Below are 16,549 nucleotides of genomic sequence, written 5' to 3' on the forward strand. Positions count from 1 at the left end.
CGTTCTATATGAACCTACCTAACCGATTGACGATGCTACGCGTGGTCTTGATCCCCGTATTCGTCGTCTTACTCGCTGTTGATTTTGATTGGGGAAACATCGCTTTTTTAGGCGCTGATATCCCGATGCACCAATTTATCGCTGGTGTGATTTTTACGATTGCGGCCATTACAGACTGGTTAGACGGACATTTGGCTCGTAAGCATAACTTAGTCACGAACTTTGGTAAATTTATGGACCCGCTCGCAGATAAACTGCTCGTCACGGCGGCCCTTGTGTTGCTCGTTGAGATGGATCTCGTCGCGGCGTGGGTCGTCGTCGTGATTCTATCACGTGAATTTGCGGTTACAGGCTTACGTCTCGTCGCTGCCGATGAAGGGATTGTCGTCGCGGCCGGGAAATCTGGAAAAGCGAAGACGTGGGTGCAGCTCTTTGCCATCATTTTCTTACTGTTCGGTAACCCGATCTTTAGCTATGTCGGGATCCCGTTTGGCGAATGGGCGATGTGGTTGGCGCTCGTACTTACAATTTACTCAGGTGCCGAATATTTCGCACAAAACTATAAGATTATTGTGAAGTCGATGTAAGTCGACAGAGACGAGTTGGTTGATCTAGCTCGTCTTTTTTTTGAAGTTGAGGAGGAAATGAGATGAAACGAGCCGAAATCATTGCGGTAGGAAGCGAGTTGCTCTTAGGGGAAATCGTCAATACGAATGCGAGTTACATATCAGAACAACTGTCGAAGTACGGTGTGCCGGTCTTGTATCATCAAGTTGTCGGGGATAACGCGGTACGAATGCGAGAGACGTTTGAAATCGCCCGTCGTCGTTCCGACTTTGTCATCGTCACGGGTGGACTCGGTCCGACAGCGGATGATGTCACAAAGGTGGTCCTTTCCGACTTACTCGAACGTCCGATTGTGCGAGATGAGGAAGCGTATGAGACGATTCAACGTTTCCTCGTGTCACGAAATCGATTGATGAACGATGGGGACGCTCGCCAAGCCGACGTGCTCAGCGGAGCAGACGTATTACCAAATCCGGTCGGGCTTGCCCCGGGCATGTGGATTGCCGGAGATACGACGTGGTTGCTTTTACCGGGTGTGCCACGTGAGATGAAAGCATTGGTCGAGGCGACGTTTCCTAAGAAACTATCAGGAGCGACGCTCGTCTCAGAATCATTACGGTTTTATGAGATTGGAGAATCCGCTCTCGATGATGCCGTGAAGGACTTATTGGATGGTTCGAATCCGACCGTTGCCCCCTACGCCGAGACGGGAGAGGCAAGACTTCGGATCAGTGCCCGTGCGACGGACGAGGTGACCGCGCGTCAGATGATTGAAAAAGTGAAGACTGAAATCCTGAAACGGGTCGGTTCGTACTACTTTGGCTCTGACGATGAGACGATTGCATCACACCTTGTCCAAACATTGTCTAGATTGAATCGAACATTCGCTGTTGCTGAGTCGTTGACCGGCGGTGAGGTACAATCGATGGTTACATCAACACCTGGCGCTTCAGTCGTCTTTCTAGGTGGAGTCGTGACCTATTCGGATGAGCTAAAAAATAGGTATTTAGGGGTCTCGCTTGATACAATTGAACAGCACTCAGTCGTCTCAAAAGAAGTTGCCTATGAGATGGTGGACGGATTGTCAAAGACCACCCATGCCGACTACGCCCTCTCTTTCACGGGAGAGGCAGGACCGACATCGAATTCGGGTCGTCCGATCGGTACGGTCTATATCGGAGTGAAGACACCAAACGGAATAGAAGTCATCGAGCGGACGTATCCCCATCAAGAACGGAATATCATCCGCATGCGAGCCGCGAAGGACGGATTATGGGCCCTCATTCAACGAATCAAAAAAGGCGAATAAATGTTCGTAAAAAACTTGTGTATCGTACAGTGTTCACGTATAATAAGAGTATCAATTAAAGGAGGCTCATTTATCTATGAGTGATCGTAAACAAGCGTTAGAAATGGCATTGCGCCAGATTGAAAAACAATTCGGTAAAGGCTCAATCATGCGCCTTGGTGAAAATACAGACCAACAAGTATCGGTCATCCCTTCAGGGTCAATCGCCCTCGACGTCGCGCTCGGTGCGGGTGGATATCCACGCGGTCGTGTCATCGAAGTATACGGACCAGAATCTTCAGGTAAGACGACGGTTGCCCTTCATGCGATTGCAGAAGTCCAAAAGCGTGGCGGTCAAGCAGCATTCGTTGATGCCGAGCACGCACTCGATCCGAAGTATGCTAAAAATCTTGGGGTCAACATCGATGAGTTGCTCCTTTCACAGCCGGATACTGGGGAGCAAGCGCTCGAAATCGCTGAAGCGCTCGTTCGCTCGGGAGCAGTTGATATCCTCGTCGTCGACTCGGTTGCGGCACTCGTACCGAAAGCCGAAATCGAAGGGGAAATGGGAGACTCGCACGTCGGTCTTCAAGCTCGTTTGATGTCTCAAGCACTTCGTAAGTTGTCTGGTGCGACGAACAAGTCGAAAACGATTGTCATCTTCATCAACCAAATCCGTGAGAAGATTGGGATCATGTTCGGTAACCCGGAAACGACTCCAGGGGGCCGTGCCTTGAAATTCTACTCTTCTGTACGTCTTGAAGTTCGTCGTGCGGAGACGCTCAAACAAGGTCAAGATATGGTCGGGAACCGTACGAAGATCAAGATTGTAAAAAACAAGATTGCACCTCCGTTCAAAACAGCGGAAGTTGATATTATGTATGGTGAGGGGATCTCGCGTGAAGGGGAACTCATCGATATCGGTGCAGACCTCGACATCGTTCAAAAGAGCGGAGCTTGGTACTCGTTCAATGAAGAACGTCTTGGTCAAGGCCGTGAAAACGCCAAGCAATACATGAAAGAAAATCCAGCAATCGCAGCTGAGGTCGAACAACAGATTCGAGATCACTACGGATTGAATGGAGAAAAAACGGTCACGGTCGAAGGCGAAGACGACGAAGTCCTCTCACTTCTCGATGACGAATAAGCACATCGTCTCACTCGAATTCTTTCGAGTGAGATTTTTTTAGTATAATTTTTTAGGCAATTGGTAGTTCTATCCTGTCCGTGCATTGCATTCTCCCTATTAAATAAGTACAATAAAGTTATGCGCGGGCTTGCCCGTGTATCTCACTTATTAAAAAAATAAAATAACCTTGCGAAAGGGAGGTGAACATGATGGAATGGCTATACTGGCTTATTCTGATCCTCCTTTTGCCGATAGCTTTTGTTGCAGGTTTTTTTGTGCGTAAATCGATCGCCGAAGCGAAGATTCAAGGTGCCGAGACGGAAGCGACTAAGATTGTAGAGCAAGCAAAACAACAATCGGAAGCGATGCAAAAAGAAGCACGGCTTGAAGTAAAAGAAGAGATGATTCAACTTCGTAATGAGACGGAACAAGAATTGCGTGAACGTCGCGAAGAACAGAAAGTGAAAGAGAATCGCCTCGTTCAAAAGGAAGAGCTTCTTGACCGCAAAGCAGACATGCTCGAGCGGAAAGAAGACTCGCTAGATGAACAGGAACGAGGACTCGAAAAACGCAAGCGTGAAGCAGAAATGCTCGAAAGCAAAGTGGAGGAGTTATACGAAGAGGCACGCCGAGAACTTGTACGCGTGGCATCCCTCTCGAAAGATGAAGCACGTACCATCATCATGGACGAAGCGAAGCAGGAAGCGCTTCACGATGCTGCTCTCCTTCAAAAAGAAATCGAGCAAAAAGCAAAACAAGAAGCGGATAAAAAAGCGAAACACCTCTTATCTCTCACGATGCAACGATATGCAGCTGAACATGTCGCCGAGACGACGGTATCCGTTGTCAACTTACCGAGTGATGAGATGAAGGGTCGTATCATCGGGCGCGAAGGACGTAACATCCGGACGCTCGAAACGTTGACTGGGATTGACCTCATCATCGATGACACACCAGAAGCCGTCATCTTGTCAGGGTTCGACCCGGTTCGTCGTGAAATCGCGAAGATGACGCTTGAAAAACTCGTTCAAGACGGTCGGATTCACCCCGCTCGAATTGAAGAAATGGTAGAGAAGTCTCGCCGTGAAGTGGATGAACGCATTCGTGAATACGGGGAGGAAGCTACGTTTGAAGCCGGAATTCACGGACTCCATCCAGACCTTGTCAAGACGCTCGGTCGCATGCGTTATCGTACAAGTTATGGTCAGAACGTCTTGTCTCACTCGGTTGAGGTGGCACACCTTGCCGGGATGATGGCAGCCGAACTTGGTGAAGACGTCACACTCGCCAAACGGGCCGGACTCTTACACGATATCGGGAAAGCGATCGACCATGAAGTCGAAGGTAGTCATGTTGAAATCGGTGTAGAACTTGCGACGAAATACAAAGAACATCCGGTCGTCATCAATTCGATCGCTTCCCACCACGGGGACGTCGAGGCGACATCGACGATTGCAGTACTTGTGGCAGCGGCTGATGCCTTGTCAGCAGCGCGTCCTGGAGCTCGCCAAGAGACGCTTGAAAGCTACATCCGTCGTCTTGAGCGACTCGAATCAATCTGTGAGTCGTTCGAAGGTGTCGAGAAATCGTATGCGATTCAAGCAGGACGTGAAGTTCGAATTATCGTTCGCCCTGATGTCGTTGACGATGTCGTCGCCGGTAAGATGGCACGCGATATTTGTAAGCGAATCGAGGATGAACTCGATTATCCTGGACAAATCAAAGTGACGGTCATTCGTGAAACACGTTCCGTCGATTATGCGAAGTAAACGAAGCGGAGAATTTCTCCGCTTTTTCTGTTTGAGGGAGGACTTTATATGAAAATTTTATTTATCGGTGATGTGGTCGGGAAACCAGGTCGTGATATATTGACGAAACAAATCGGACGCTTGAAAGACAAATACAACCCGACGTTCATGCTCGTCAACGGTGAGAACGCAGCAAATGGACGTGGTCTTACGAAAAAGATTTACCAACAGTTTTTGGAGCTTGGCTTTCATGGGGTAACGATGGGAAACCACACGTGGGACAACCGTGACATCTTTGAGTGGATCGACGACGCCGACCGCATCGTCCGTCCGGCCAACTATCCGGACGGGACACCTGGGGTTGGCATGATGAAGTTGAAACAAAATGGGAAGAAATTGGCCGTGATCAATGTCATGGGAAATGTCTTCTTGCCGTCTCTTGACTGTCCGTTCCGTACCGTCGACCGTCTCGTCGAAGAAGTGCGCGATGAGGTCGATGCGATCTTTGTGGATGTCCATGCTGAGGCGACAAGCGAGAAGATCGCCATGGGCTATCATCTCGACGGTCGCGCTCAAGCCGTAGTCGGGACGCATACGCACGTACAGACGGCAGATGAACGTGTCTTGCCGAACGGGACAGCGTACATCACCGACGTCGGGATGACCGGTCCACTTGACGGGGTACTCGGCATGGATGCATCCGTTGTTTTAAAAAAATTTATGACACAACTCCCAGTTCGGTTTGAAGTTGCCGAGGGACGGGAACAACTTAATGGAGTTTTCATTACAATCGATGATCAGACGAAACGAGCGACAAAAATCGAACGAATACACCTAGATGATCAGACCGTCTGGTTTGATTGAACAACCTACCCGAGGGGGAAACAAGAATGGACGTACTCAAAGTTTCGGCAAAATCGAACCCTAACTCCGTTGCGGGTGCTTTAGCGGGTGTGCTACGTGAAAAAGGAACGTGTGAGATACAGGCGATTGGGGCAGGTGCACTGAATCAGTCCATCAAAGCCGTCGCGATTGCCCGAGGCTTCGTCGCGCCAAGCGGTCTCGATTTGATTTGCATTCCGGCCTTTACTGATATTATGATTGACGGAGAGGAACGTACTGCCATCAAGCTCATCATTGAGCCGCGATGAGCGGTCGGGACATAGGTCCTATTCTTGTGAAGAGGAGCCATCGGCGCGGATGGCTTCTCTTTTTTTGTGTAAATCGGACGTTCCATCTTCTCAGTTTCGTCATTTTATGACAAGATGATAAAGAACGTATCGTTCGATCATTAGAGACAAGAGGGGGACGTTTTCAATGGAACAACTTGTGTCAACCAAAGAGACGGAATCAACGACACCAGTAATGAAAGCGATTCAAAAACACACGGCCGGGTTTGGGGCAAAACTGGTCGACGTACCAGTTCCGACACCAGGACCTGGAGAAGTGCTCATTCAAGTTAAAGCGACATCGATTTGCGGGACCGATGTCCACATCTATGAATGGGATGAATGGTCACAGAGCCGCGTCAAACCACCATACGTATTCGGTCATGAGTTTTCGGGGGAAGTCGTGGCGATCGGGGAGGGGACGAAACGGATTAAAGTCGGACAGACGGTGTCTGCTGAAACACATATCGTCTGTCATCAGTGTAAGCAATGTTTGCGCGGGCAGTACCACATCTGTAAGAACACAAAAATCATCGGGGTGGACACGCAAGGCTGCTTCGCAGAATACGTCGTCATGCCTGAAGAGAATCTATGGGTGAACCCGGAGTCGATGCCAGCGAAACTCGCCTCGATTCAAGAACCTCTAGGAAATGCGGTTCATACGGTATTGGCGAGTGACGTGTCTGCCAAATCGGTCGCCATCGTCGGTTGTGGGCCAATCGGACTCATGGCGGTCGGCGTCGCCAAAGCAGCAGGGGCGAGTCGTGTCTATGCGATTGACGTCAATCCATATCGTTTAAAACTCGCCGAAGCGATGGGGGCAGATGTCGTCATCAACAGTTTAGAAGAGAATCCGCTCGAGTTGATTGAGCGTGAGACCGACGGAGACGGAATCGATGTCGTCTGTGAGATGAGCGGACACCCGATTGCCATCGATCAAGCGTTTAAGATGGTCACGGCAGGCGGGGACGTCAACGTCTTGTCACTCCCGGCTCGTCCGGTCGCCATCGACCTCACACGGGACGTCGTCTTTAAAGGGGTCCGCGTCCAAGGAATCACAGGCCGCAAGATGTATGAAACGTGGAGTCAAGTCTCGACGATGCTTGCGACGGGTCAGTTGGACGTCGAACCGATCATCACACACGTCTTCAAGCTCGAAGAGTTCGAAAAAGGGTTCGAACTCATGCGGGCAGGGAAATGTGGAAAGGTCGTCTTAATACCTTAAAGGGGGAAACAACATGGCATTTGAACATATTACAGAAGCAATCAATGAGATGAAAGAACAAGGGACGTTCCGTAAGCTCGTCCCGCTCGAATCGGCACAAGGGAATGAAGTGACAATCGATGGGAAGTCACTCGTTCAGCTGTCATCAAACAACTATCTCGGACTCGCGAATCACCCGCGTCTGAAGCAGGCGGCGATTGAAGCGGTCGAACATTACGGTGCAGGAACGGGATCAGTCCGTACGATTGCCGGGACGTTCGAGATGCACGAAGCGTTCGAGCGTGAACTCGCGGAGTTCAAACATACGGAGGCCTCACTCGTCTTCCAATCAGGATTCGCGACGAACCTCGGAGTATTGTCTGCACTTCTTGGACCGGAGGATGTCGTCATCAGTGACGCCCTCAACCATGCGTCAATCATCGATGGGATTCGCCTCACGAAAGCGGCTCGACGTATCTATAAACACGTCGACCTCGAAGACTTGGAGAAGGCGTTGAAAGAGACGCAGGACTATCGCACACGTCTCGTCGTGACGGACGGCGTCTTCTCGATGGACGGGAACATCGCACCGCTTCCGGCCATCGTCGAACTCGCAGAGAAGTATGACGCTGCGGTCATGGTCGATGATGCGCATGCATCCGGCGTCCTCGGGAAGAACGGACGTGGAACGGTCAACCACTTCGGATTGGACGGTCGCGTCGCGCTACAGGTCGGGACGCTCTCAAAAGCAATCGGTGTCTTAGGTGGCTATGTCGCCTGTTCACAAGATATTCGGGATTACTTGATCCACAAAGGTCGCCCGTTCCTCTTCTCGACATCACATCCACCGGCAGTCGTGGCGGCGAACCGTGAAGCGATCCGTGTGATGAAAGAGGAAGAAGAGCTGTTCGACAAGCTATGGGCGAACACGGAGTTCTTCAAGAACGGTCTACGTGACCTCGGTTTCGATATCGGACATGCGACGACACCGATCACACCGGTCATGCTCGGCGAAGAGACGCTTGCGCATTCATTCTCAGACAAGTTGAAGGAACATGGCGTATTCGCACAGAGTATCGCCTTCCCGACGGTCGAGCGTGGGAAAGCACGCATCCGGACCATCGTCACAGCGGAGCATACACGAGACGACCTCGAACGGGCACTCGAAGCGTTCAAGACGGTCGCGGAAGAGTTAAATGTGACATTACACGCATAAACGAGGACTGCAGACAATCTGTCTGCAGTTTTTTAGTGGATTGGTCTATGAAATCGAGTATATTCAGATAGAGCACAGATGGGGTAAATCGAAATATAGCGCATTTCTTAATATTTCAATTACCGTAATTTTGTTTTAGATTACATATCAGAAATGAGGAAAGGCTATGTTTCAGCAAGGGATATTTCAAGTGGGGATGGTGTTAGATCGAGAGACGTTTTCAATCCTGACGATTTCACCACTATTCATCATAAATGTGATCTATAGTGTCTTGATTGTGATGTATGTCTTGTACTTTCAGAGTGAGGGTTGGAAAGGGAAATTGTGGAACGTTGTACTGATGTGCTACGCGCTCTTATTCATCTTTGTCTATATAGGAGCCTGGTTTGTGAGGCTGAAATACAACCTTACACCGAGTTTCAACGAGTCGTTCGCTCTCGAACCCTTTCCTAAATGGAAGATTTTTTCATACGATGGATTGAGAACGGTATAGAAGAACCGAATTTGACAGCAAATGCGATTGCGTTTGGTGCGTTGCTGTTCTACTTCAGGAAGTTCAAGGGTAAATATACGTGGATATTAAGGCTTTTCGCAGTGATTCCTGTCAGCTTATTTTTCATCATATATATTCCGAAAGTCTTTAGTTGGTTATTGCAATAAAAAAAGAAGCAAGGCGCAATGCCTTGCTTAAATCGTGATCATTCCTCTAAAACCTCGAGCGGCATAATAGGAATCTGCACCATTGTGGTAGACGAAGATGTGATCATAGCGACGGTCGCAGAACAGGGCGCCACCTTTTTGACGAATGGTGTCCGGTGTCTGAATCCAACTTGACGTCTTCAAATCGAATGCACCGAGCGTTTGTAAGTGTCGGTATGTTTCTTCATCGAGAAGGGTTATGCCCATCTGTTCAGATAGGGCGACCGCGCTTCCGGCGGGTTTGTTCTTCTTACGTGCCTCAAGAGCTGGTTCGTCATAGCAGAGACTTCGTCGACCGCTCGGACTCTCGGCTGAACAGTCGCAAAAAGCGAGGTCTCCGTTAGGGAGTCGAATCACGTCCGGTTCTCCGCCAGTCTCTTCCATCAAAGCGAGGGTGGTCAACTTATCTTGATTAATCTGAATTCGTTCCAATACGTCTGACCAGACGGCGTCAGGATGACGTTCAACGTTTTCGGTAAAGCGAGACTCTAAGGTATTTAGTAACTCGATGGTTTCTTCCTGTGAAAGTTTCGACATGGAAATCACTCCGATCATTTGTTTCTTTTAGTATACGATATGAATCGCTACAGGTTGTCTTTTCAATTGTGAGAATGGAGAATCTACCAGTTAGAAAATCATTTAAATAAGGCGCCCTCTCTTTGAGAAGGCGCCTGTTACTTATACAGAAGATGCGGTCAAAATGGACTGTTCGGTCAATCGCCCAATCCAGATTAACGGAAGGGTCAAAAATGCACCGAGAAGGTATACCGAATCAATCGGTAGCCTATCCGCAAGAAGACCGAACAATAAGCTTCCCATACTGAATGCGAGGGCATATCCCGTTTGTTGCACACTGTACACATAAGGAAGTTGTGTAGTCGAGATCTGTTCTTGAATGACGGTGTTCGTCTGAATGATGCGGATTTGTGTGGCTGCGCCTTGAATCACTAACGCCAAAATCGCAAACGCGAGATGCTCGGTCACGCCGAACAACAGAGCGGCAACAATGGATAAGACGGCAGTCGACGGTAGCGAGGATGCTCGACGAGACCGATAAAGATAAGCACTCGCCGCGATCATACTAATCAAAAATGATGCGTTAAGCGTTCCCCACCAGCCTGTATCGACTTGCAGATGTCGCTCGAGATAGACGAGAAGCAACGCTGAAATCCAAAGCGTGCTGACAAATGATTCATACGTCACAAACCAAGTCACACGACGAGCGAATGGTGACGTTCTTACATAAGTAAGACTATCGCGTAAGGTAATCGATTCCTCCGTTCCATCATCGACGATGTCTTCCGTAAGCGATTGATAGAAGTAAATCGTCACAACCGTTGAAAGGCTGTAGAGAACGAGTGAAACGATTAATGCAAAGGCGCTAGACGAGAGAGAGACGAGCATCGTCCCGAGCGGCCACATCGCGAGTTGGATGAACTGGTTGGAACCTTGAACTAGGCTGTTCGCTTGTTGACGATTCGTCGCCAAACTTGGGATGAATGAGGCTTGAATCGGACGTGCGAATCCATCGAGAAATGCAATCCACATGACGAGGCCGAGAACAAGAATCGAATCCGTGAAGAGAACGAGAACAAGGGTGATCGTCTTCATCAGTTGTGACAGGACGAGCGTTTTCCCGAGCGAGTAGTGGCTGAGGATGCGGGCGAAAAAGAGTCCGCTGAGCGTCATACCGGCAGTCACGGCAATCGGGAAGCAGGCCGCCATGAGAGCGGACCCAGTTTGTTGATACAACGAGGCAATGAGCGCGACGATGTATAGGACATCGCCAATGTTGGCGAGCCATTGGCTAACGAGCAATGTGTAAAACGATTTCATCACAAATCTCCTCCGAATCTATTCAATTTGGTAGGTTAGACGAATCGTTATTACACATTTTCACCTCTTCATAAAATGATATAAAAATAATTATACAAAATTTGATGAATTCTGTAAACTTATCATATGGGTGAAATTGTTATATCAGGAAAGTTAGTGGATAAGAAGCAATTGCGTAGGTTACTTTAAGAAAGTGAATTGAAAAAATAATGAATGATAGGGATGGAACCAGATGCTTGAGTATAAACTAAATGACGATATCACACTGAGAATGTTCAATACAGACGATGCGGACGAACTATTCGAGCTGACGATTGCATCGAAGCCTTATTTGCGAGAGTGGCTTGGCTGGCTCGACTATATTGAGACGGTGGAAGACTCGAAGCAGAACATAGAGGGACGAATCAAAGGGTTGATTGAAACGGGCGGGCACCCAAAATCGTTCGCTTTGATGTATAAAGGAGCACTGGCCGGAACAATTGGATTTAACGAAATCGATCGTGGTATCCAATGTGGCACAATCGGATACTGGCTCGGACAAGAATTTCAAGGGAAAGGCGTCATGAGTCAAGCGCTCGAGACCATCATCGAGTATGGGTTTCAAGATTTGAAACTAAATAAAATTGAGATCCGAGTCGCGACAGAGAATGTGAAGAGTCGGGCACTTCCGGAACGATTCGGCTTTAAGGAAGAAGGGGTCATTCGAGATGCGGAGTGGCTGTATGACCGTTACGTCGATCATGTCGTCTACGGGTTGTTGAAACATGAATTTTTACAGCTAAACCATCATTCTAAAGCTTTTGATGAGGCTGGACATCGTATGTAAACAACGACGAGACATTTTAAAAGGGGACTACTGAATGACAACCATATATTTTGTCAGACATGCACATTCTACCTATACACCAGACGAATTCGCCAGACCGTTATCTGAGAAAGGAATGCATGATGTTGCTGAAATTACAAACCTTCTAATCGATGAGGGGATCGATATCGTGACTTCGAGTCCATATAAACGAGCCGTTCAAACCGTAAAAGGCATCGCGGATTATCTTGGACAGGACGTTGTAGTGTCGGATGATTTGAGAGAGCGAACCTTGACTTCAGAACCGGCTAAAGACTTTACAAGCGCGATGGAGACCGTTTGGGAAAATCCTGCGTTCGCATGGGAAGGGGGAGAGTCGAACGATCAGGCTCAATCTAGAGGGGTAGAGGCTCTCATATCACTGCTCAGTACATACGAAGGGAAAAAAGTGGTGCTCGGCACACATGGAAATATTATGGTCCTCATGCTGAATTATTTTGATGCGCGATATGGATATGAATTTTGGAAAGAACTCGACATGCCGGATATCTATAAGGCGACTTTTGAGAACGACACATTGATGAGTGTCGAGAAGTTATATAAACCTCAAGGTTAGAAATCGATTGACTATAGATGGTAAGGATCAAGTTGTCTTCGTACCATTGGATAACCTGAAATCGTACAGACCAAGACCCGCCCTTCACGAGAGGGCGGGTCTTTCGTCTGACTCAAATAACTCAGTTCCGAACTCTTCATATGCCTGTTCATACCGGCGGAGGGAAGATTCCTTATGCATACAGGTGATATTCATCCGCTCGGATGGTGTCAGATCGGCCGCATATGTCTTCAACACATGGGCGTTTCGAAGCATCGATGGCGTGACGGAGCGCGCGAGTCCACTTCGTTCGTTCAACTGCCGCATCATCTTTGTGATCATGACGATCGTCAATTGCTTCGGTTGATTCTTCGCATACACCCAGCGGAACGTCATCCGGGCAAAATCGAATGAGACGAAGACCGGGTCTTCTGAATACCAACGTGGTCGTACCGGGGTCGGGATATCAGCCAAATAATTCATGAGCAACGATTGATCTTCCTGTGACAGCTTCAACGTGAAACGGTTTCCGAGACGATCATACACGTCGAAGGTGTGATCGACCAGATGCAAGTCGCTCATTCGCAAACGAATGATGTGATGGACACGCAATCCATATTTATAGAAAAGCGTCACAATCAGTTCGTTCCGATTGACGAGATAAGGATGAGCTTGGAGCTGATTCTCACTCAGTCCTCTCGTCGAACGAATCGTTTGAACGAGTCGGTCGAATTCAGATTCGAGTGCGACTTGGTCGACTGTCAACGTATGTGCCGGTTGGGAATAGGCAAGCATCTTTTTACGAAGCGGATTTAAAAATTGGGTCAGGCTATTGATGACCGTGACGATTCTTGCGACGGTCGCCTGTTGATAGTGCTTCTCTTCGATTAAAAAGTCATTCACGAATGTCTTCCACGATTCAAGCGGAACGTCTAACCAGTCCGTCGGTTCGTTCAGTTCGACATTGTGGTCGTGAAAGTATTTATGCACGTCAATCAAGTCGTAGCGATATCGCTTAAGCGTCGAGGGTTGACGACCGCTGGCGCCGAGATGATAGAGGTACGTTTCAATAAATTCCGGGAGCGGGTAGTCTTTTCTTCGTTTCGTCATGGTCGAGCCTCCTTCTTCCTTTATCCTACCACAAACGGACGTTCTCGATACGCTGATTCGTGGTAAGATGGAAGGTGAGACTTTATGGAATGAGGGATTACATGATTGAACGTGAAAAAGTTGTCATCGTCGGTTGTCAGTTGCCTAGTACCGATGATTGGACATATGAACAGTCGATGGGCGAGCTCGTCGAACTCGTGGACACGGCGCAAGGCGAAGTCGTTGCCAGACTCGACCAAAAGCGTCAACAAATCGACCGTCGTACCTTTATCGGGAAAGGGAAAATCGAGGAACTCGCGATGCTCGTCGAACAGTTCGAGCCGGACTTATTGATTTTCAACGCCGAATTGACACCGGCACAGTCGAAAAACATTCGCATCGCCTTGAACGACCCAGATGAGATGAAGTTGATTGACCGCACACAGCTCATCTTGGACATCTTTGCGAGCCGTGCGCAATCGCGCGAAGGGAAATTGCAGGTCGAACTCGCGCAGATGAACTATTTGCTGCCGCGTCTCATCGGTCAAGGCACACAGCTTTCGCGACTCGGTGGTGGAATCGGGACGCGTGGTCCTGGTGAGACTAAACTTGAATCGGATCGTCGTCACATCAAGCGCCGCATCGATGAAATCACGAAACAGCTCGAGGGGACAGTCGCACACCGTGGACGTTACCGAGAACGCCGAAAAGAAAACAGGGTATTCCAAGTCGCGCTCGTCGGGTATACGAATGCTGGGAAGTCGACAATCTTTAACCGATTGACCGATGCCGACACGTACGAGCAGGATGAATTGTTTGCGACGCTCGACCCGTTGACGCGCGAGCTCGAACTTCCGCGAGGTGGGAAGGTACTGATCACAGATACGGTCGGATTCATCCGTGATTTGCCGACGAAACTCGTTGCCGCGTTTCGTTCGACATTAGAAGAAGTTGTCGGTGCCGACTTGATCCTTCATGTCATCGATGCATCGAACCCACATTATCTGAATCAAATCGATACGACGAATGCGGTATTAGAGGAACTCGGTGCGAGTGAGGTGCCTCAGCTCGAGGTATATAATAAGAAAGACCGTCTCACGGAAGACTTCGTCGGCGGACCGCTATTGATCTCGGCAATCGCCTCGGAAGATATCGTGACGTTGACAGGTGCTCTCGAGGATAAGATTGCGGACATTTTGACAAAAGTCCATGTCATTCTCCCGGTGACGGCGTTTGAACACTATCACCCGGCCAAAGAGGCGATGTATCGTCTTGAAGAGAGCTTTTTAGATGACGGTTCTGTCGAATTAGTAGGTTATATGAGAGAAGACACGCGTCTATATGCGACGCTAAAACAATTTGAGGTGTAAGTATGTGGCAAGAAAAGATTGAACATTATGATGCGCTCGCGCCGTTCGTAAAAAAAGCGGAGGCACGGGTCAAACCGTTTTTCGAAAGGATTGACGAGACGGCCGAATTCAACCAGTATCGCGTCCTAGAATCGTTTAAAAAGTATAAAGTGTCGGATTTTCATTTTAATCCGACGACGGGATATGGGTATGACGATATCGGTCGAGACACCCTCGAATCCATTTATGCGGATGTGTTCGGAGCCGAGCTCGCGCTATGCCGACCGCAGATCATCTCCGGTACCCATGCAATTGGGATTGCCTTGTTCGGTGTCCTTCTACCAGGCGATGAGCTTCTCTATATCACGGGGAAGCCGTATGACACGCTTGAGGAGATTGTTGGCATCCGTGGCGATGGTCGCGGTTCGTTGAAAGAACTCGGTGTCCATTACGATACTGTCGAGTTAAAAGAGGAACGTGAAATCGACATCGACCGCGTCATCGAACGGATCCGTCCTGAGACGAAACTAGTCGGGATTCAGCGATCGAAAGGGTATGCGAATCGTCGCAGTATCCCAGTCGATGAAATCAAAGTCGCCATCGAACGGATCAAAGCGGCACATCCGCATGTGTATGTGTTCGTGGACAATTGTTACGGTGAGTTTGTCGAGACGATCGAACCAACACACGTCGGGGCTGACTTGATGGCTGGTTCCCTCATCAAAAACCCAGGCGGTGGATTGGCGAAGACGGGCGGTTATATCGCTGGTACAAAAGAGTTAATTGAACGGTGTTCGTTCCGTATGACGACCCCAGGTATCGGAAGTGAAGCCGGACCATCACTCTACTCGCTTCAAGAGATGTATCAAGGCTTCTATATGGCACCTCATACAGTCGCACAGGCATTAAAAGGGGCCCATTTGACGGCAAGTCTATTGTCCTTGATCGGATTTGAGACAGATCCCCACTATACGACCCCACGAACGGACTTGATTCAGTCGGTGACGTTCCGTGACCGCGATAAGATGATTGCGTTTTGTCAGAGCATCCAAATGGCATCGCCGGTCAATGCCCATGCGTTACCGGTGCCGGCCTCTATGCCGGGTTATGAAGATGACGTCATCATGGCAGCTGGGACGTTCATTCAGGGTTCTTCCATCGAGCTGTCTGCCGATGGTCCGCTTCGGGCGCCGTACACGGCGTACGTTCAAGGTGGTCTGACGTATGCTCACGTAAAAGTCGCGCTCATGTTGGCGTTGAGCCAATTACACGGTAAAGGATTGGTCGAATTCAATGACCAAAATCAGCCGACACATTTGTAACTAATCTGTCATGTTAACTTTATTAACATCTATTGACAGGATTGTTGTCATATATTATTCTCACATTGTGAGACAGAAAAGGAGGGGTAAGGATGGCCGATCAATTTCGTCGCTCCAACCCGTTGTTTCCGATTGGAATCGTCCAAGATTTGACGCAACTGACAGGTAGACAGATTCGGTATTACGAAGAACAGGGTCTGATTTCGCCTAGTCGGACGGAATCGAAACGACGACTTTATTCCTTTAATGATGTCGAACGTCTACTCGCAATCAAGGATTACATTGATCAAGGCTTTAACTTGGCGGCGATTCGCCACATGTTAGAGCAAGAAGGTGAAAAAGAAGCGGAAGCATCTGCTCCGACCGCACCGGTCAGTGAAGCACCGAAGGTTTCGGAAAAAGAGTTACATCATTTGTTGAAAACACAGCTTCAAGAAGCCGGTCGTTTCAATAAGACGTCGCTCATTCAGGGTGAGCTTTCACGTTTCTATCGATAACGCCGCACACATCAACCATTACGCAATGTGAGAGGG

16 protein-coding genes are annotated in these 16,549 nt (G+C 48.8%); 13 read left to right on the forward strand and 3 right to left on the reverse strand.

Annotation, left to right across the window (positions count from 1 at the left end; genetic code table 11):
• The first annotated feature begins 8 nt into the window (after positions 1 to 8).
• From pgsA to KNO61_RS02780, 8 genes are all read left to right on the forward strand, one after another.
• The gene (gene pgsA / locus KNO61_RS02745) at positions 9 to 587 is read left to right on the forward strand and encodes a CDP-diacylglycerol--glycerol-3-phosphate 3-phosphatidyltransferase (protein WP_074036832.1); all 579 of its coding nucleotides are present in this window, start codon (positions 9 to 11) and stop codon (positions 585 to 587) included.
• A gap of 62 nt (positions 588 to 649) precedes the next feature.
• Positions 650 to 1,876: a competence/damage-inducible protein A gene (locus KNO61_RS02750; RefSeq protein WP_214686901.1), complete on the forward strand. Its 1,227-nt coding sequence runs from the start codon at positions 650 to 652 to the stop codon at positions 1,874 to 1,876.
• Between the two features lie 76 nt (positions 1,877 to 1,952).
• Positions 1,953 to 3,002, forward strand: a complete 1,050-nt coding sequence (gene recA / locus KNO61_RS02755) for a recombinase RecA (protein WP_012726480.1) — start codon at positions 1,953 to 1,955, stop codon at positions 3,000 to 3,002.
• A 188-nt stretch (positions 3,003 to 3,190) separates the two neighbouring features.
• Positions 3,191 to 4,753: a ribonuclease Y gene (rny, locus tag KNO61_RS02760; protein WP_035387855.1), complete on the forward strand. Its 1,563-nt coding sequence runs from the start codon at positions 3,191 to 3,193 to the stop codon at positions 4,751 to 4,753.
• A 48-nt stretch (positions 4,754 to 4,801) separates the two neighbouring features.
• Positions 4,802 to 5,596: a TIGR00282 family metallophosphoesterase gene (locus KNO61_RS02765; RefSeq protein WP_031423460.1), complete on the forward strand. Its 795-nt coding sequence runs from the start codon at positions 4,802 to 4,804 to the stop codon at positions 5,594 to 5,596.
• 26 nt (positions 5,597 to 5,622) lie between these two features.
• A complete protein-coding gene (locus KNO61_RS02770) occupies positions 5,623 to 5,883 on the forward strand; it encodes a stage V sporulation protein S (protein WP_012726477.1) in 261 nt (86 codons plus the stop codon).
• A 166-nt stretch (positions 5,884 to 6,049) separates the two neighbouring features.
• Positions 6,050 to 7,126, forward strand: coding sequence for an L-threonine 3-dehydrogenase (gene tdh / locus KNO61_RS02775; protein ID WP_214872575.1), 1,077 nt, complete (start codon positions 6,050 to 6,052; stop codon positions 7,124 to 7,126).
• A gap of 13 nt (positions 7,127 to 7,139) precedes the next feature.
• Positions 7,140 to 8,321 (forward strand): glycine C-acetyltransferase, encoded by a 1,182-nt coding sequence (locus tag KNO61_RS02780; protein WP_078147042.1) that lies wholly within the window; start codon positions 7,140 to 7,142, stop codon positions 8,319 to 8,321.
• Between the two features lie 687 nt (positions 8,322 to 9,008).
• Here the strand turns inward: KNO61_RS02780 and KNO61_RS02785 are convergent.
• Positions 9,009 to 9,557, reverse strand: a complete 549-nt coding sequence (locus KNO61_RS02785; protein WP_078147039.1) for a DUF4256 domain-containing protein — start codon at positions 9,555 to 9,557, stop codon at positions 9,009 to 9,011.
• A 141-nt stretch (positions 9,558 to 9,698) separates the two neighbouring features.
• Positions 9,699 to 10,856, reverse strand: coding sequence for an MFS transporter (locus tag KNO61_RS02790; protein ID WP_214872576.1), 1,158 nt, complete (start codon positions 10,854 to 10,856; stop codon positions 9,699 to 9,701).
• Positions 10,857 to 11,088: 232 nt separating this feature from the next.
• On the opposite strand from KNO61_RS02790, the gene KNO61_RS02795 reads away from it, so the two are divergent.
• Both KNO61_RS02795 and KNO61_RS02800 read left to right on the forward strand, forming a co-directional pair.
• Entirely contained in the window at positions 11,089 to 11,682 is a 594-nt protein-coding gene (locus KNO61_RS02795) for a GNAT family N-acetyltransferase (RefSeq protein WP_214872577.1), read from the forward strand.
• A gap of 34 nt (positions 11,683 to 11,716) precedes the next feature.
• Positions 11,717 to 12,277 carry a histidine phosphatase family protein gene (locus KNO61_RS02800; RefSeq protein ID WP_214872579.1) on the forward strand — a complete coding sequence of 187 codons (561 nt, stop codon included), beginning with the start codon at positions 11,717 to 11,719 and terminating at the stop codon, positions 12,275 to 12,277.
• An 84-nt stretch (positions 12,278 to 12,361) separates the two neighbouring features.
• Here the strand turns inward: KNO61_RS02800 and KNO61_RS02805 are convergent, their stop codons facing one another.
• On the reverse strand, positions 12,362 to 13,366 hold the full coding sequence (locus tag KNO61_RS02805; protein WP_214757360.1) for a tyrosine-type recombinase/integrase: 1,005 nt from the start codon (positions 13,364 to 13,366) through the stop codon (positions 12,362 to 12,364).
• A gap of 101 nt (positions 13,367 to 13,467) precedes the next feature.
• On the opposite strand from KNO61_RS02805, the gene hflX reads away from it, so the two are divergent.
• From hflX to KNO61_RS02820, 3 genes are all read left to right on the forward strand, one after another.
• Positions 13,468 to 14,715 (forward strand): GTPase HflX, encoded by a 1,248-nt coding sequence (gene hflX / locus KNO61_RS02810; RefSeq protein ID WP_078147034.1) that lies wholly within the window; start codon positions 13,468 to 13,470, stop codon positions 14,713 to 14,715.
• A 2-nt stretch (positions 14,716 to 14,717) separates the two neighbouring features.
• The gene (locus KNO61_RS02815) at positions 14,718 to 16,016 is read left to right on the forward strand and encodes a methionine gamma-lyase family protein (RefSeq protein ID WP_214872582.1); all 1,299 of its coding nucleotides are present in this window, start codon (positions 14,718 to 14,720) and stop codon (positions 16,014 to 16,016) included.
• A 92-nt stretch (positions 16,017 to 16,108) separates the two neighbouring features.
• On the forward strand, positions 16,109 to 16,513 hold the full coding sequence (locus KNO61_RS02820; RefSeq protein ID WP_078147032.1) for a MerR family transcriptional regulator: 405 nt from the start codon (positions 16,109 to 16,111) through the stop codon (positions 16,511 to 16,513).
• The last annotated feature ends 36 nt before the right edge of the window (positions 16,514 to 16,549 follow it).

Origin of the sequence: Exiguobacterium sp. s140 (genome assembly GCF_018617035.1) — a bacterium.
Taxonomy (GTDB): domain Bacteria; phylum Bacillota; class Bacilli; order Exiguobacteriales; family Exiguobacteriaceae; genus Exiguobacterium; species Exiguobacterium profundum.